Source organism: Streptomyces avidinii (genome assembly GCF_045161815.1).
In the GTDB taxonomy this organism is placed as follows: domain Bacteria; phylum Actinomycetota; class Actinomycetes; order Streptomycetales; family Streptomycetaceae; genus Streptomyces; species Streptomyces avidinii.
Window position 1 is genome coordinate 7,166,301 of the sequence record NZ_CP108863.1, and the last position, 14,716, is coordinate 7,181,016.

General features: G+C 71.5%; 17 protein-coding genes. 9 read left to right on the forward strand and 8 right to left on the reverse strand.

The window, feature by feature from the left end; all coding sequences use genetic code 11:
• The first annotated feature begins 34 nt into the window (after positions 1 to 34).
• A complete protein-coding gene (locus tag OG373_RS32420) occupies positions 35 to 484 on the forward strand; it encodes an ATP-binding protein (protein WP_397734277.1) in 450 nt (149 codons plus the stop codon).
• A gap of 98 nt (positions 485 to 582) precedes the next feature.
• On the opposite strand, the gene OG373_RS32425 is transcribed toward OG373_RS32420, so the two are convergent.
• On the reverse strand, positions 583 to 975 hold the full coding sequence (locus OG373_RS32425; RefSeq protein WP_397734279.1) for a VOC family protein: 393 nt from the start codon (positions 973 to 975) through the stop codon (positions 583 to 585).
• Positions 976 to 1,288: 313 nt separating this feature from the next.
• On the opposite strand from OG373_RS32425, the gene OG373_RS32430 reads away from it, so the two are divergent.
• The 7 genes from OG373_RS32430 (at position 1,289) to OG373_RS32460 (ending at position 7,710) form a co-directional block, all read left to right on the forward strand.
• A complete protein-coding gene (locus OG373_RS32430; RefSeq protein ID WP_030011137.1) occupies positions 1,289 to 1,591 on the forward strand; it encodes an urease subunit gamma in 303 nt (100 codons plus the stop codon).
• Positions 1,592 to 1,607: 16 nt separating this feature from the next.
• Positions 1,608 to 1,919, forward strand: a complete 312-nt coding sequence (locus tag OG373_RS32435; RefSeq protein WP_189973560.1) for an urease subunit beta — start codon at positions 1,608 to 1,610, stop codon at positions 1,917 to 1,919.
• Complete coding sequence (locus tag OG373_RS32440; RefSeq protein WP_405441948.1) at positions 1,912 to 3,633, forward strand: urease subunit alpha; 1,722 nt, start codon at positions 1,912 to 1,914, stop codon at positions 3,631 to 3,633. Before OG373_RS32435 ends, OG373_RS32440 begins: the two co-directional genes overlap by 8 nt.
• A gap of 13 nt (positions 3,634 to 3,646) precedes the next feature.
• Entirely contained in the window at positions 3,647 to 4,321 is a 675-nt protein-coding gene (locus OG373_RS32445; protein ID WP_405441950.1) for an urease accessory protein UreF, read from the forward strand.
• Between the two features lie 22 nt (positions 4,322 to 4,343).
• Positions 4,344 to 5,039: an urease accessory protein UreG gene (gene ureG / locus OG373_RS32450; RefSeq protein WP_405441952.1), complete on the forward strand. Its 696-nt coding sequence runs from the start codon at positions 4,344 to 4,346 to the stop codon at positions 5,037 to 5,039.
• A complete protein-coding gene (locus OG373_RS32455) occupies positions 5,036 to 5,842 on the forward strand; it encodes an urease accessory protein UreD (RefSeq protein WP_405441954.1) in 807 nt (268 codons plus the stop codon). Before ureG ends, OG373_RS32455 begins: the two co-directional genes overlap by 4 nt.
• A gap of 194 nt (positions 5,843 to 6,036) precedes the next feature.
• Positions 6,037 to 7,710: an alpha/beta hydrolase gene (locus tag OG373_RS32460; RefSeq protein ID WP_405441955.1), complete on the forward strand. Its 1,674-nt coding sequence runs from the start codon at positions 6,037 to 6,039 to the stop codon at positions 7,708 to 7,710.
• A 37-nt stretch (positions 7,711 to 7,747) separates the two neighbouring features.
• On the opposite strand, the gene OG373_RS32465 is transcribed toward OG373_RS32460, so the two are convergent.
• The 6 genes from OG373_RS32465 to OG373_RS32490 form a co-directional block, all read right to left on the reverse strand.
• The gene (locus OG373_RS32465) at positions 7,748 to 8,458 is read right to left on the reverse strand and encodes a lysophospholipid acyltransferase family protein (RefSeq protein ID WP_405441957.1); all 711 of its coding nucleotides are present in this window, start codon (positions 8,456 to 8,458) and stop codon (positions 7,748 to 7,750) included.
• A gap of 84 nt (positions 8,459 to 8,542) precedes the next feature.
• Positions 8,543 to 8,680: a hypothetical protein gene (locus OG373_RS32470; protein WP_383574270.1), complete on the reverse strand. Its 138-nt coding sequence runs from the start codon at positions 8,678 to 8,680 to the stop codon at positions 8,543 to 8,545.
• Between the two features lie 53 nt (positions 8,681 to 8,733).
• Positions 8,734 to 9,690, reverse strand: coding sequence for a cytochrome c oxidase assembly protein (locus OG373_RS32475; protein WP_405441959.1), 957 nt, complete (start codon positions 9,688 to 9,690; stop codon positions 8,734 to 8,736).
• 103 nt (positions 9,691 to 9,793) lie between these two features.
• Positions 9,794 to 10,819: a 6-phosphofructokinase gene (locus tag OG373_RS32480; RefSeq protein ID WP_405441960.1), complete on the reverse strand. Its 1,026-nt coding sequence runs from the start codon at positions 10,817 to 10,819 to the stop codon at positions 9,794 to 9,796.
• A gap of 215 nt (positions 10,820 to 11,034) precedes the next feature.
• On the reverse strand, positions 11,035 to 11,763 hold the full coding sequence (locus OG373_RS32485; protein ID WP_405441962.1) for a type 1 glutamine amidotransferase: 729 nt from the start codon (positions 11,761 to 11,763) through the stop codon (positions 11,035 to 11,037).
• Between the two features lie 19 nt (positions 11,764 to 11,782).
• On the reverse strand, positions 11,783 to 13,021 hold the full coding sequence (locus OG373_RS32490) for a MurT ligase domain-containing protein (protein ID WP_052873103.1): 1,239 nt from the start codon (positions 13,019 to 13,021) through the stop codon (positions 11,783 to 11,785).
• A 123-nt stretch (positions 13,022 to 13,144) separates the two neighbouring features.
• On the opposite strand from OG373_RS32490, the gene def reads away from it, so the two are divergent.
• Positions 13,145 to 13,711 carry a peptide deformylase gene (gene def / locus OG373_RS32495; protein WP_405441964.1) on the forward strand — a complete coding sequence of 189 codons (567 nt, stop codon included), beginning with the start codon at positions 13,145 to 13,147 and terminating at the stop codon, positions 13,709 to 13,711.
• 144 nt (positions 13,712 to 13,855) lie between these two features.
• Here the strand turns inward: def and OG373_RS32500 are convergent, their stop codons facing one another.
• Positions 13,856 to 14,500 (reverse strand): TetR family transcriptional regulator, encoded by a 645-nt coding sequence (locus OG373_RS32500; protein WP_405441966.1) that lies wholly within the window; start codon positions 14,498 to 14,500, stop codon positions 13,856 to 13,858.
• Positions 14,501 to 14,716: the final 216 nt, after the last annotated feature.

The following is a 14,716-nucleotide window of genomic DNA, read 5'->3' on the forward strand; positions in this document are numbered from 1 at the left end:
GGCTTTTCGCCCCGGTGGGAAAGGGACCGTCGCCATGGCAGATCACCAGGAAGCATCCGTCACTCTGCCGAGCGATCCCGCCTCGGTCGCCGCTGCCCGACGTTATGTCGCGGAGGTGCTGAGCGAATGGGGACTCCCCGATGACGCCGACACCGCCGACAGCGTCCGGCTGATCGTCTCGGAGCTCGCCACCAACGCCGTACAGCACACTTTCGGCCAGTCGCCGACCTTCACCGTCGACGTCCGGCTGGAACGGCAGGAGTGGTTGCGCGTCGGGGTGACCGACAGCCACCCCCGCTGGCCCAAGCGGCTCCCGGCCGCCGTCCAGCAGGACAACGGCCGGGGCATGGTCATCATCCGCTGGCTGACGGCGGAGGCGGGCGGCCGGCTCTCGGTCACCCCGACCGAGGACGGCGGCAAGACGGTGTGGATCGCGCTGCCCTGGATCGCAGTGGCTCCGGCGGGCAGCGTCACGGGCTGCTGACCTGCCGGATTACTCAGGTGCGTCCGGCGCATCAGGGTCGGACATCCCCCGGGCCGTCTCTTTCGCGGACCTGACCGACAGGATCCGGAAGAGACGGCCTAGACGAGGCCGCGTTCGGCCGCGCTGCGCTCGATGCACAGCTCGTTGCCCTCGGGGTCGGCGAGGACGACCCAGCCCGCGACACCGTCCGCGTCGCGGCGGTCGTCCACGAGCTTCGCGCCGAGCCCGATCAGGCGCTCGACGGTCTCGTCCCGGGTGCCGGTCGGCGGCTGGATGTCCAAGTGGACCCGGTTCTTGACCGCCTTGGTGTCCGGGACCCGGATGAACAGCAGTCCCGGTACCCCGGGCTGCCCGGACTCCAGCAGGACCTCGTCGTCCCCCTCCACGTCGTCGGGGTGGAACGGGAAGCCGGTCACCGCGGACCAGAACTCGGCGATCCGGTAGGGGTCCAGGGCGTCGAAGGTGATGTGCCGGACGGGGTTGACGAACATCTGTCTCCTCGATGGGGGATCCGTTTGCGGAGCCGTATACGGAATCGGGTGCGCGGGGCGCCGGAGTTGAACCGGGTACCTGCCCGAAACGTGGGTTAACGCAGTGGAAAAGCGCAGGGCTTAGCGTGGCGCCACGTTCGACCGCCAATGATCATCCATGATCCGGTAAAGCGGTGGTGGTCGGGGTGGAAAGCCTTTCCCCGTGTTGGGAAAGACTCGCTTGGTTCGGATATGTGCAGGTCAACGAAGTGTTGAAGGCCGGTAGGGTCGCCCCGCCCATAGTTGATCTTGTCCCGGAAGCTTGGTGATACGTGTGCAACTGACACCGCACGAGCAGGAGAGACTGCTCATCCACGTGGCCGCCGACGTGGCCGAGAAGCGGAGGGCGCGCGGGGTCCGCCTCAACCACCCGGAGGCGATCGCGCTGATCACGTCGCACCTTCTGGAGGGGGCCCGCGACGGCAGGACGGTGGCCGAGCTGATGGCCTCGGGCCGCACCGTCCTGACCCGCGAAGAGGTCATGGAGGGCATCCCCGAGATGATCCACGACGTCCAGGTCGAAGCGACCTTCCCGGACGGCACCAAGCTCGTCACGGTCCACGACCCGATCGTCTGAAACGGAGTACCCCCGCATGATCCCCGGCGAAATCGCCTACGGGGACGGCCCGGTGCTCCTCAACGAGGGCCGTCCCGTCACCCGCCTCACCGTGCTCAACGCCGCCGACCGGCCGGTCCAGGTCGGTTCCCACTACCACTTCGCCGAGGCCAACCCCGGCCTCGACTTCGACCGCCCCGCCGCCCGCGGGCTCCGGCTCAACATCGCCGCCGGTACGGCCGTCCGCTTCGAGCCGGGCATCCCGGTCGCGGTGGAACTCGTACCCCTGGGCGGGCTGCGCACCGTACCGGGGCTGCGCGGGGAGACCGGAGGGCCGCTCGATGGCTGAGCTCTCCCGCCAGGTGTACGCCGACCTCTTCGGGCCGACGGCAGGTGACCGGATCCGGCTCGCCGACACCGACCTCTTCGTCCAGATCGAGCGGGACCTCAGCGGCGGCCCCGGGCGGGCCGGCGACGAGGCCGTCTTCGGCGGCGGCAAGGTGATCCGCGAATCCATGGGGCAGGCCCGCACCACCCGGGCCGAGGGCGCCCCCGACACCGTGATTACCGGTGTCGTCGTCCTCGACCACTGGGGCATCGTCAAGGCCGACCTCGGCATCCGTGACGGCCGGATCTGCGGCATCGGCAAGGCAGGCAACCCCGACACCATGGACGGGGTGGATCCCGCCCTGGTCATCGGCCCCGAGACCGAGATCATCGCCGGCAACGGGAAGATCGTCACCGCCGGTGCCATCGACGCCCACGTGCACTTCATCTCCCCGACGATCATCGAGGAGGCACTCGCCTCCGGGATCACCACCCTCGTCGGCGGCGGCACCGGACCGGCCGAGGGAACCAAGGCCACCACCGTCACTCCCGGTCCCTGGCACCTGGCCCGGATGTTCGCGGCCCTGGAGGCCTACCCGGTCAACATCGGCCTGCTCGGCAAGGGCAACACCATGTCCCGCGAGGGGATGTACTCCCAACTGCGCGGCGGCGCCCTCGGGTTCAAGATCCACGAGGACTGGGGGGCCACCCCGGCCGTCATCGACGCCTGCCTCGGGGTGTGCGAGGAGACCGGCGCCCAGGTCGCCATCCACACCGACACCCTCAACGAGGCCGGATTCGTCGCGGACACCCTCGCGGCCATCGCCGGGCGGACCATCCACTCCTACCACACCGAGGGCGCCGGCGGCGGGCACGCACCCGACATCATCACCGTGGTCTCCGAGCCCAACATACTGCCCAGCTCCACGAACCCCACCCGGCCGCACACCGTCAACACCGTCGAGGAACACCTCGACATGCTGATGGTCTGCCACCACCTCAACCCGGCCGTCCCCGAGGACCTCGCCTTCGCCGAATCGAGGATCCGGCCCTCGACCATCGCCGCCGAGGACGTCCTCCACGACCTCGGGGCCATCTCCATCATCTCCTCCGACTCCCAGGCCATGGGCCGGGTCGGCGAGGTCGTGCTGCGCACCTGGCAGACCGCCCACGTGATGAAGAAGCGCCGCGGCTTCCTCCCCGGCGACGGCCCCGCGGACAACCACCGGGCCCGCCGCTACGTCGCCAAGTACACGATCAACCCCGCCGTGGCCCAGGGACTCGCCCGCGAGATCGGCTCGGTCGAAACCGGGAAACTCGCCGACCTGGTGCTCTGGAACCCCGCCTTCTTCGGGGTCAAGCCCGAACTCGTCATCAAGGGGGGCCAGATCGCCTACGCGCAGATGGGCGACGCCAACGCCTCCATCCCCACCCCGCAGCCCGTCCTGCCCCGGCCGATGTTCGGCAGCCACGGCCGGGCGCCCGGCCTCAACTCCCTGAACTTCACCGCGCAGGCCGCGCTCGACGACGGGCTGCCCGAACGGCTCGGGCTGGGCAAGCAGTTCGTGGCCATCGAGAGCACCCGCAAGGTGGGCAAGGCCGACATGCGTAACAACGATGCCATGCCCCGGGTCGAGGTCGACGCCGACACCTTCACGGTCACCATCGACGGAGAGGCCGTGGAACCGGCGCCCGCCACGGAACTGCCCATGGCCCAACGCTACTTCCTGTTCTGAGAAGAGGTCCCTGATGAGCCGCGCCGCGCTGCTCGTCCTCGCCGACGGCCGGTTCCCCGCCGGGGGCCATGCCCACTCCGGCGGGGCCGAGGCCGCCTGCAAGGCGGGCCGGATCCACGACGCCGCCACCCTGGAGGACTTCTGCCGGGGCCGGCTGCACACCGCCGGCCTCACCGCCGCCGCGCTCGCCGCGGCCGCCGCACTCGGGCTCGACCCGGCCGTACTGGACGCCGCCGCCGACGCCCGGACCCCCTCGCTCGCGCTGCGCACCGCGGCCCGGCGGCTGGGGCGGCAGCTGCTGCGGGCCGCCCGGGCCACCTGGCCCGCAGCCGAACTGGAGGCCCTGGCGGCGGCCTTCCCGCGCGGGGCCCACCAGCCCGTGGTGCTCGGCGTCACCGCCCGGGCGGCCGGGCTCGGGCCGGGGGACGCCGCGCAGGTGGCGGCGTACGAGAGCGTCGGCGGGCCCGCCACCGCGACCGTGCGGCTGCTGGGCCTGGACCCCTTCGAGGCGAGCGGGGTACTGGCCCGGCTCGCCCCCGAACTCGACGCCGTCGCGGCCCGGGCGGAGCGGGCCGCCCTGCGGGCCCGCTCACAGGGCCCCGAAGCCCTGCCCGCGTCCTCCTCGCCACTGCTGGACATCTCGGCGGAGGTTCATGCCGACTGGCCGGTACGGCTCTTCGCTTCCTGATCCCCCGAAGGAGACACCCCCCATGCACCTCGACCACGCGGTGACCTACCCCCACCGGCACACCCGCAGCGCCGACCCGCTGCGGCCCGACGGCACCCGGCGGGCCCTGCGCATCGGACTCGGCGGCCCCGTCGGCTCCGGCAAGACCGCCACCGTCGCCGCCCTGTGCCGCGCGCTGCGCACCGAGCTGTCCATGGCCGTCGTCACCAATGACATCTACACCCGCGAGGACGCCGAGTTCCTGCTCCGCGAGGCCGTCCTGCCGCCCGAGCGGATCACCGCCGTCGAGACCGGGGCCTGCCCGCACACCGCCATCCGCGACGACATCTCCGCCAACCTGGAGGCGGTGGAGGAGCTGGAGGACGCCTTCCGGGAGCACGGCCGACTGGACCTGATCCTCGTCGAGTCCGGCGGGGACAACCTCACCGCCACCTTCTCCCGCGGACTCGTCGACGCCCAGATCTTCGTCATCGACGTGGCCGGCGGGGACGACATCCCCCGCAAGGGCGGCCCCGGCGTCACCACCGCCGACCTCCTCGTCGTCAACAAGACCGACCTCGCGCCCCACGTCGGCTCCGACCTCGACCGGATGGCCCGCGACGCCGCCGCACAGCGCGGCGAACTCCCCGTCGCCTTCCAGTCGCTGCGCGGCCCCGAAGGGGTCGGCCCGGTGGCCGCCTGGGTGCGCGAGCGGATCGCCGCCTGGTCCCCGCGATGAGCGGCGCGGCCACCACGGACCGTGCGCAGACACCCGCCACGCCGCCGGCGGGCCTGCGGGCCACCGCCCGCATCCGCGCCGCGGCCGACGGGCGGGGCGGCACCGCCCTGCCCCTGCTGGCCGGGGAGGGACCGCTCGCGCTGCGCCGCACCCGCTCGCCGTCGGCGGCCGAGGCCGGGGTCATGCTGGTCGGCGCGATGAGCGCCCCGCTCGGCGGGGACCATCTCACCGTCGAGGCCACCGCCGGGCCCGGGGCGCACCTCGCCCTCGCCTCGGCGGCGGCCACCCTGGCACTGCCCGGGCGGTCCGGCGAACCCGCGCGGTACGACGTACACCTCACCCTGGAGGACGCGGCGTCGGTGCGCTGGCTTCCCGAACCGCTCGTCTCGGTGCGCGGCAGCGACCTGAGGGTGCGCACCCGGGTCCGCATGGCCCCCACCGCACGCCTGGTGCTGCGCGAGGAGCAGGTACTGGGCCGCACCGGGGAGGCTCCGGGCCTGCTGCGCAGCCGCCTCGCTGTCGAGCGCGGGGGCACTGCGCTGCTGGACCAGGAGCTGGCTTGCGGACCCGGTGCGCCAGGGGGCTGGGACGGTCCGGCCGGCCTGGCCGGGCACCGGGCGCTCGGCCAACTCCTGGTCGTGGACCCGGCCTTCGCCGGCAGTCCGCCCACGGCGGCGGTCCTGGGGGAGTTCGCGGTGGTGACGCCGCTGGCCGGTCCGGCCGTTCTGGTGACGGCCCTGGCCCCGGACGCCCTGCGGGTGCGCGAGCTGCTCGACGCGGCCTGCCGTACCTACGGCCGCTGAGGGCGCCGGCGAAAGCGGGACGCATCAGGCACCGCTCAGCGGTACACACCTCGCCGGTTATCGGGTTGGCAAAGAAGTCGATCCGGCCCTGTCGCCGGGTCGGGGTCAGACGACAGGATCCCCCTGCACGCCGACGACCGAACCCGACCAACCGGGCCGCCCACGGCGGCATCTGACGCAGGGGGAACAACCACGTGATACGCAACGCGGCGCTGGCGAGCGCCGCCACACTGATCACCGGCACACTTGCGGCGAGCCTGCTGCTGGCCCCGCCCGCCGCGGCGGCCTCCGCAGGCAGCGACGGCAGGCTGCCCGAGGCGCTGGGCGCGCAGATCGCCGCCGCCCGCGCCGCCCGCGCCGGGATCGACTGGAAGGACTGCCCGGCGGACTGGGGCTTCGAGAAGCCCATCCAGTGCGGCTGGGTGAAGGTCCCGCTCGACTACGCGAAGCCGTACGGCAAGACCATCGACATCGCCGTCGACCGGATCGGCAGCACGGGGACCAAGGAGGAGCGCCAGGGCGCCCTCGTCTACAACCCGGGCGGCCCCGGCGGTTCCGGCATGCGCTTCCCGCGCCGCGTCACCACCAAGAGCCCGCTGTGGGTCAACGCCTCCAAGGCCTACGACTTCGTGGGCTTCGACCCCCGCGGTGTCGGCCACTCCGCGCCGATCTCCTGCATCGACCCGCAGGAGTTCGTGAAGGCCCCCAAGGCCGACCCGGTCCCGGACACCGAGGCCGACAAGCGCGCCCAGCGCAAGCTCGCCGCCGAGTACGCGGACGGCTGCAAGGAGCGCAGCGGCGAGATGCTGCCGCACATGACCACGCCGAACACCGCGCGCGACCTCGACGTGATCCGCGCCGGCCTCGGCGAGAAGAAGCTGAACTACCTCGGCGTCTCCTACGGCACCTACCTGGGCGGGGTCTACGCGACCCTCTTCCCCACCCACGTGCGCCGCATGATCGTCGACAGCGTGGTGGACCCGTCGCAGGACAACATCTGGTACGAGGCCAACCTCGGCCAGGACGTCGCCTTCCAGATGCGCTGGAACGACTGGCAGGACTGGGTCGCCAAGAACGACGCCGTCTTCCACCTCGGGGGCACCCGCGCCGAGGTCGAGGCCAAGTGGCAGGAGCTGCGCGCCAAGGCCAAGGCCAAGCCGCTCGGCGGGATCGTCGGCCCGGCCGAGCTCATCGGCTTCTTCCAGGGCGCCCCGTACTACGACTCCTCCTGGGTGCCCGTCGCCCAGACCTTCGCGGCCTGGGCGGCCGGCGACGAGCAGGCACTCATCGACGCCATCGCCCCGGACATGTCGGACACCAAGGGCAACGCGGCGTCCGAGAACGGCAACGCCGTCTACACCGCCGTCGAGTGCGCCGACGCGAAGTGGCCCACCAGCTGGTCCAAGTGGGACCGCGACAACACCAAGCTGCACGAGAAGTACCCGTTCCTGACCTGGTCCAACGCGTGGATGAACCTGCCCTGCGCGACCTGGAAGGCCAAGCAGAGCACCCCGATCGCCGTCGGCGCCAAGCACGGGCTGCCCCCCGTGCTGATCGTCCAGTCCGAGCGGGACGCGGCCACGCCGTACAAGGGCGCGGTCGAGCTGCACCGCCGCCTCGCCGGCTCGCGTCTGATCACCGAGAAGACCGCGGGCTCGCACGGTGTCACCAGCCTGCTGAACCCCTGCATCAACACGCGGGTGGACACCTACCTGCTCACCGGCAAGGTCGACGCCAAGGACGTGACCTGCGCCCCGCACGCCACCCCGGTGGCCCCGGCCCCGGCCGTGGCGAAGTCCCTGTCCTCCGACGCCCCGGCCGAGTCCCCGGTCTTCCCGGCGCCGGAAGAGCTCCCCGCCGTCCGTTAAGGACCGGCGGGACGGGCGAGGACGAGCGGGAGAAGGCTCAGCGCGCGGTGCGCCGGGTCTTCTTCCGCTGTTCCTCCTCCTCGGCCTTGACCTCGGCCGCGTACCGGTCGACGTACTCCTGGCCGGACAGCCCGAGGATCGCGTACATGATCTCGTCGGTGACCGCCCGCAGGACGGCCCGCTCGCCCTCCATCCCGGCGTACCGGGAGAAGTCCAGCGGCTCACCGAAGCGGATCGTGACCCGCCGGATCTTCGGGAGCTTCTTCCCGGGCGGCTGGATCTCGAAGGTGCCCACCATCGCGCAGGGCACGACGGGCACCCCGGCGCCCAGAGCCATCGCGGCCACCCCCACCTTGCCCTTGTAGAGCCGGCCGTCGTGCGAGCGCGTCCCCTCCGGGTAGATGCCCAGCAGCTCGTCCTTGGCCAGAACGGACAGCCCCTCGCGCAGGGCCGCCTGCCCGGCGTTCTTGCCCGAGCGGTCCACGGGGATCTGGCCGGCGCTGCGGAAGAAGGCGGCGGTGAGCCGGCCCTTGACCCCGGGGCCCGTGAAGTACTCGGCCTTCGCGAGGAAAGTGATCCTCCGCTTGAGGATCGCCGGCATCAGGAAATGGTCCGAGAACGACAGGTGATTGCCCGCGACGATCGCGGCACCCTCGGCCGGGATGTTCTCCAGGCCCTCGATCCGCGGTCTGAACAGCAGCCGCAGCAGGGGACCGAGCAACACGTGCTTGAGCAAGTGGTAGAACACCAGGCCGCTCCTGTCGATATCCCGTTGTCACCGCCATTTTACGGACGGTGAGGCGCGGGGTGCAGGGGGCGGACGTGGCATTGCTCAGACATTGCGTGAGGCGGCCATCCCGGCGGTCAGCAGTCCCAGCACGACCCAGCCGAACCACAGCCAGCCGTTGCTGCCGAGAGCCACGGAGTACGCGGCCACGGCCACCAGTGCGGCGAAGGTCATGACTGCCATCGCCTTAACGGATCCGGTCATGCCCCATGGTGGCGCGCAAAGGCGGGATCGCGCTACTGGCCACGCGCTTGGAGCGAGGCGAGATACGAGTTGTACGCCTCCAGCTCCTTGTCGCCGTTGCGCTCCTCGGCCCGGTCGGACCGTCGTGCGGCCCGCTGCTCCGAGTGGTACCACTGGTAGACCAGGGCGATCAGGACCAGCACCGAGGGGATCTCGCTGAAGGCCCAGGCGATGCCGCCGCCCCACTGCTGGTCGAGCAGCGGGTCGATGCCCAGGGATGCCGGCGGGTTCGCGTACGTCTTGATCATCGGCTGGCTCGCCATCATCACGGCGATACCGAAGAAGGCGTGGAAGGGCATGCCCGCGAACAGCTCCAGCATCCGCATGACGTAGCCCGGCCGGTGCGGACCCGGGTCGATGCCCATGATCGGCCAGAAGAAGATCAGGCCGACGGCGAGGAAGTGGAGCATCATCGCGACGTGCCCGGTGCGGCTCTCCATCAGGAAGTCGAAGAGCGGCGTGAAGTACAGGGCGTACAGGCTCGCGATGAACATCGGGATCGTGAAGGCCGGGTGGGTGATCACCTTCATGTAGCGGCTGTGCAGCAGCATCAGCAGCAGCTCGCGCGGCCCCTTGTGACCGCGGGCCGCGGGCGGCAGCGCACGCAGCGCCAGCGTCACCGGAGCGCCCAGCAGGACCAGGATCGGGGTGATCATGCTGATCACCATGTGCTGGACCATGTGCACGCTGAACATGACCATGCCGTAGTCGTTCAGCTTGGTGCACACCGCGAGCATCACGGTCAGCACGCCCACGGCGAAGGCGACGGTCCGGCCCAGCGGCCAGGAGTCCCCGCGCCGGCGCAGCCGCAGCACGGCCCATCCGTACAGGGCGAGCGCGATCAGCGAGCCGAACAGGAAGAAGGCGTCGAACGAGAACTCCAGACCACGCCCGAGAGTGAACGGCGGCAGGTCCATGTCCATGTCCATGCCGTGCCCGCTGTGATCCATCTGTTCACTCCCTTGACCGTGGTGCCCCACCACAGTAGTGCCGCCCCCGCACGCTCTTGCGCGCGGGGGCGGCCCAGGATAAAGGGGGCGCACAAAAGGGACGTCAGAGAACCGTCTGCGCCTCGTCGTACCGCTCGGCCGGGACCGTCTTGAGGGTCGACGTCGCCTCGGAGAGCGGCACCATCACGATGTCCGTGCCGCGCAGCGCGGTCAGCATGCCGAACTCACCGCGGTGTGCGGCCTCCACGGCGTGCCAGCCGAAGCGGGTCGCGAGGACCCGGTCGTACGCGGTGGGCGTGCCGCCGCGCTGGACGTGGCCCAGGATCACCGGCCGGGCCTCCTTGCCCAGACGGTGCTCCAGCTCCACGGCGAGCCGGTTGCCGATGCCGGCGAACCGCTCGTGCCCGTACATGTCGGTGCCGCCCTCCTCGAAGTCCATCGAGCCCGGCTTCGGCTTGGCGCCCTCGGCGACCACGACGATCGCGAACCGCTTGCCCGCGGAGAAGCGCTCGCCGACGATCTCCGTCAGCTGCTCTATGTCGAAGGGGCGCTCCGGTACGACGATGGCGTGCGCGCCGGCCGCCATGCCCGAGTGGAGGGCGATCCAGCCGGTGTGGCGGCCCATGACCTCCACGACCATCACGCGCTGGTGGGACTCGGCGGTGGTCTTCAGCCGGTCCAGTGCCTCGGTGGCCACCCCGACGGCGGTGTCGAAGCCGAAGGTGACATCGGTGGAGGCGATGTCGTTGTCGATGGTCTTCGGGACCCCGACGATGGGCAGACCGCCCTGCGCGAGCAGGTTCGCGGCCTTCAGGGTGCCCTCGCCGCCGATCGGGATGATCGCGTCGAGGCCCAGGTCCGCGACGTGGCCGCGGGCGCGCTCCACACCGTCGCGCAGGTGCGCGGGCTGGACCCGGGACGAGCCGAGGATGGTGCCGCCGCGGGCGAGGATGCCGCCGACGGCGTCGAGGTCGAGCTTGCGGTAGTCCGCCTCCAGAAGGCCCTTCCAGCCGTCGTGGAAGCCGATCACCTCGTCGCCGTGGTCGACGACGGCGCGGTGCACGACGGAGCGGATGACGGCGTTGAGACCGGGGCAGTCGCCACCGGAAGTGAGCACACCTATGCGCATGGCAGGAACGGACCTTTGCAACGTGGGCCGACGACCGGACCACGTCGTCCGGTTGGAACTACGGCCACCCTACAAGCGGTGGAGCGGTGGGCTGAACCATCCTCCACATGCTGGTCGCACTCGTCGTACGAAACCACGTCGGCCCGGTTCCCCCTAGGGAAAACCGGGCCGAACACATGATGACGGGGCCGCCCCGATGAGCGGTCCGCCGGGCGTTACGCGGGCTGCGTCGCGGCGGCGATGCGCTCCGCGCGCAGCGCCTCGTACCACCGGTCGTCTATGGCCGGCAGCGCGTTCACGTCGAGGGCCAGCTTCAGCAGCAGGTCCGCGATCTGCGGGTTGCGGGCCATCACGGGGCCGTGCATGTACGTGCCGAACACCGTGTCGTTGTACGCGCCTTCGGTGCCGTCGCCGGTGCCGTTGCCGCGGCCCATGCTCACCCGGGCGAACGGCCTGGCCGTCGGGCCGAGGTGGGTCACGCCCTGGTGGTTCTCGAAGCCCGTCAGCTGCGGCAGGTTCAGGCGCGGGTCGATGTCCGCGAGGACGTCGCCGACGCACCGCTCGCCCTCACCGCGCAAGGTGACGACGTCCAGCAGGCCGAGGCCCTCCTGGCGCTGGCCCTGGTCGTTGACGAACTCCTTGCCGAGGATCTGGTACCCGGCGCAGACGGAGAAGACGATCGCCCCGTTCGAGACGGCGCGCTCCAGACCGCCGTCGCGCAGCAGGCGCTCCGCGGCCAGCCGCTGCGGCCGGTCCTCGCCACCGCCGATCAGGTAGATGTCGCCCGAGGTGGGGATCGGCTGGTCGCTGCGCACGTCCACGCGCTGCACGTCCAGGCCGCGCTGGCGCGCCCGGCGCTCCACCACGAGGGCGTTGCCCTGGTCTCCGTACGTGCTCAGCAGGTCCGGGTAGACCCACACCAGACGCAGGCTGTTGTCGCTCATGCTCTTGTCCTTATGGGTACTAGTTGCCGACGCGGCGGCGCACGTCCTGGAAGGCGGTGTAGTTGGCGATCAGCTCGATCTGTCCGGGCGGCGCGAGCTGCACGGCCTCGTCGAGGGTCTCGCACACCCGGAAGTCCAGGCCCGCGACCTCGAGGCGGACCGCGAGGTCCAGCTTGCGGTCACCGATGACGAAGATCGGGTGACCGAGCAGCCGCGGGTAGTCCACGTCCCACAGCCAGGAGGTGTCGGTGCCGTCGGCGCCGCGCGCGTTCACCGAGAGGATCACCGGGGTCGGCGGGGGATCGATCAGCGAAAACGTTTCGAGCCAGCCCGCCGGGTTCTTCGCGAGCAGCAGCCGCAGCTCACGGCCCTGGAAGTTCACCACGTCGTAGCGGCCGGCGACGGCCTGCACCTGGTACATCCGCTCCAGCGCGACCTGCGGCGGGACGCCGAAGACGGCGGCCACGGCGGCGGAGGTGGCGGCGTTGGCCTTGTTGGCGCGGCCCGGCAGCTGGAGGTGGATCGGCCAGGCACTGCCGTGCGGGTCCAGGACGTGATCGCCGGAGAGCACCCAGGTCGGGGTCGGGCGCCGGAAGCCGCACTCGCCGCAGAACCAGTCGTCGCCCGGGCGCTGCATGACGCCGCCGCAGGAGGGGCACGACCAGGCGTCGTCCTTCCACTCCTGGCCGGCCGCGACCCACACCACGTTCTGGGAGGAGGAGGCGGACCACACGATCAGCGGGTCGTCGCAGTTGGCGACGATGACCGCCTTGGAGCCCTGGAGGCCCTCGCGCCACTTCTCCGCGAGCATGCGGGTCTCGGCGGCGCGGTCCAGCTGGTCGCGGGAGAGATTGAGCAGGGCGATCACCTTGGGGGTGACGTCCCGGGCCACCCCGGCCAGGTATTTCTCGTCGACCTCGATGACGCCGTACTTGGCGTCCGAACCGCCGGCCAGCGCCGAGGTGATGCCGGCGGGCATGTTGGCGCCGAGGGCGTTGGAGACGACCGGACCGCTGGCCCGCAGGGCCTCCGCGATCAGCCGGGTCGTCGTGGTCTTGCCGTTCGTCGCGGAGACGAGGACGACATCGAGATGTTGCGCCAGCGCGCCGAGAAGATCGGGGTCGAGCCTGAGTGCGACCTTGCCACCGATCACCGATCCGCTTCCGCGTCCCGCGGCCCGCGACACCGCCGCCGCGGCCTTGCCCGCCGTCACGGCCAGCTTGGCCCGCGGCGAAAGCGGCTCCGTGTTGCCTGCCATCGTCCCTTGTCCTCCTTGCGTCGGTCGGCCCCAGCCTATCCAGTACCGGCCCCGGCCTTGACCGCGGCGCCCCCGCCCCGCCGCGGATCTCCTCATATAGTCGCCCGTCGTAGGCTTACGGCCATGCGACAGCGCCCCATCCCCGGTACCACCGGCCTCGTCCGCACCATGAGCCTGCTGGGTGATCCGGTGCTCCACTCCGCGTGCGCGGAAGTCACCGAATTCGGCCCGGATCTCGACCGGCTCATCGAGGACATGTTCGCGACGATGTACGCCGCCGAGGGCGTCGGGCTCGCCGCGAACCAGATCGGGGTCGGGCAGCGGGTCTTCGTCTACGACTGCCCCGACGACGAGGACGTCCGCCACGTCGGGCACATCGTCAACCCGCGGCTGGTGACGGCCGACGGGGACGAGTTCCTCGGGCCGGAGGGGTGCCTGTCCCTGCCGGGGCTGGAGGCGGGGACGGCGCGCTTCGACCACGCGGTGGTGGAGGGGTTCACCTCGGGCGGTGCGGCGGTCCGGATCTCGGGCACCGGCTTTTTCGCGCGGTGCCTGCAGCACGAGTGCGACCACCTCGACGGGACCGTGTACGCGGAGCGCGTGACGGGCCTGCGCGCCCGTCGCCTGCGGCGGGCCATACGGAAGACCCCCTGGGGAGCCGAAGGCATTTCCAGCCTCGCCGGCGTTTGAGGCGCGGGGCCCGGGGCGGCGCCCCGGGAAACCCGGCTCCGCCGGGCACCGGGCTCCGCCCGGACCCGCGCCTCAAACGCCGGCGAGGCTGGATTCGGCCGAGGCTGAAGGGGCCCGGCGGGGCTGGATTGGCCCCGGTGGGGTCTAGAAGCCCGGGCCGTCGTGGCGGTTGCCGGCGGTGGCCAGGCGGCCCCAGAGGAGGTCGGTGAGGCCCGTGACCAGCTCCGCGCGGTCGCAGGGGCGTTCGCCCAGCCACCAGTCGCCGGCCGCGTGCATCATGCCGACGATGCCGTGGCCCCAGATCCGGGCGAGCTGTTCGCCGGCCGGGCCGAGGTCCACCCGTTCGCCGATCACCTCCGCCAGCTCCTCGCCGAGCCTGCGCAGCAGCGGGGCCGAGTGCAGCCCGACGTCGAAGCCGCGTTCGGCGCTGTGGGAGTCCTCGGCCGGGTGCATGAGGAAGCGGTAGACCTGCGGGCGGGCCTCGATGGCGGCGAGGTAGGTGTCGAGGGTCGCCTCCACCCGGCGGCGCCGCTCCGCGGGGGCGTCGAGCGCGGCCCGCAGGGAGTCGAGCAGGGCGTCGGTGTGCCGGACGGCGAGTGCCTGGTAGAGGCCCGCCTTGTCCCCGAAGTGCCGGTAGAGGATGGGCTTGGTGATGCCGGCCTCCGCCGCGATCGCGTTCATGGAGGCCTTGGGGCCGTCCCTGAGCACGACCCGGTCGGCGGCTTCGAGCAGCTCCCGCCTGCGGCGTTCGGCCGCTCCCGGCTCGCCGGCCCGCTGAGTGGTCTCCATGACGTGTTTCTCTCCCCGCCCTTGCGATGTGCGTGACGCCCACGCAACGTAACACCCGGTACACCCTGTCGATCGAATCGGCGGCCACCCCGTCCGGCGTCGTGACCGGTGTCGACGGTGCTTGACAGTGCTTACTCGCCAGTAACAGACTGTGGCCTTCGCGTAGGTTACCGCTAGTAACCGCCGCAGGGACGAGTACAGACAGGTGGAGGGGAC

What these genes read in the sequence shown, in the direction of transcription:
- ureG (WP_405441952.1), top strand. Translation starts at nt 4,344, where the DNA reads ATGCACCTCGACCACGCGGTGACCTACCCCCACCGGCACACCCGCAGC.
- OG373_RS32435 (WP_189973560.1), top strand. Translation starts at nt 1,608, where the DNA reads ATGATCCCCGGCGAAATCGCCTACGGGGACGGCCCGGTGCTCCTCAAC.
- OG373_RS32455 (WP_405441954.1), top strand. Translation starts at nt 5,036, where the DNA reads ATGAGCGGCGCGGCCACCACGGACCGTGCGCAGACACCCGCCACGCCG.
- OG373_RS32420 (WP_397734277.1), top strand. Translation starts at nt 35, where the DNA reads ATGGCAGATCACCAGGAAGCATCCGTCACTCTGCCGAGCGATCCCGCC.
- OG373_RS32445 (WP_405441950.1), top strand. Translation starts at nt 3,647, where the DNA reads ATGAGCCGCGCCGCGCTGCTCGTCCTCGCCGACGGCCGGTTCCCCGCC.
- OG373_RS32475 (WP_405441959.1), bottom strand. Translation starts at nt 9,690, where the DNA reads ATGGATCACAGCGGGCACGGCATGGACATGGACATGGACCTGCCGCCG.
- OG373_RS32470 (WP_383574270.1), bottom strand. Translation starts at nt 8,680, where the DNA reads ATGGCAGTCATGACCTTCGCCGCACTGGTGGCCGTGGCCGCGTACTCC.
- OG373_RS32425 (WP_397734279.1), bottom strand. Translation starts at nt 975, where the DNA reads ATGTTCGTCAACCCCGTCCGGCACATCACCTTCGACGCCCTGGACCCC.
- def (WP_405441964.1), top strand. Translation starts at nt 13,145, where the DNA reads ATGCGACAGCGCCCCATCCCCGGTACCACCGGCCTCGTCCGCACCATG.
- OG373_RS32485 (WP_405441962.1), bottom strand. Translation starts at nt 11,763, where the DNA reads ATGAGCGACAACAGCCTGCGTCTGGTGTGGGTCTACCCGGACCTGCTG.
- OG373_RS32440 (WP_405441948.1), top strand. Translation starts at nt 1,912, where the DNA reads ATGGCTGAGCTCTCCCGCCAGGTGTACGCCGACCTCTTCGGGCCGACG.
- OG373_RS32490 (WP_052873103.1), bottom strand. Translation starts at nt 13,021, where the DNA reads ATGGCAGGCAACACGGAGCCGCTTTCGCCGCGGGCCAAGCTGGCCGTG.
- OG373_RS32480 (WP_405441960.1), bottom strand. Translation starts at nt 10,819, where the DNA reads ATGCGCATAGGTGTGCTCACTTCCGGTGGCGACTGCCCCGGTCTCAAC.
- OG373_RS32500 (WP_405441966.1), bottom strand. Translation starts at nt 14,500, where the DNA reads ATGGAGACCACTCAGCGGGCCGGCGAGCCGGGAGCGGCCGAACGCCGC.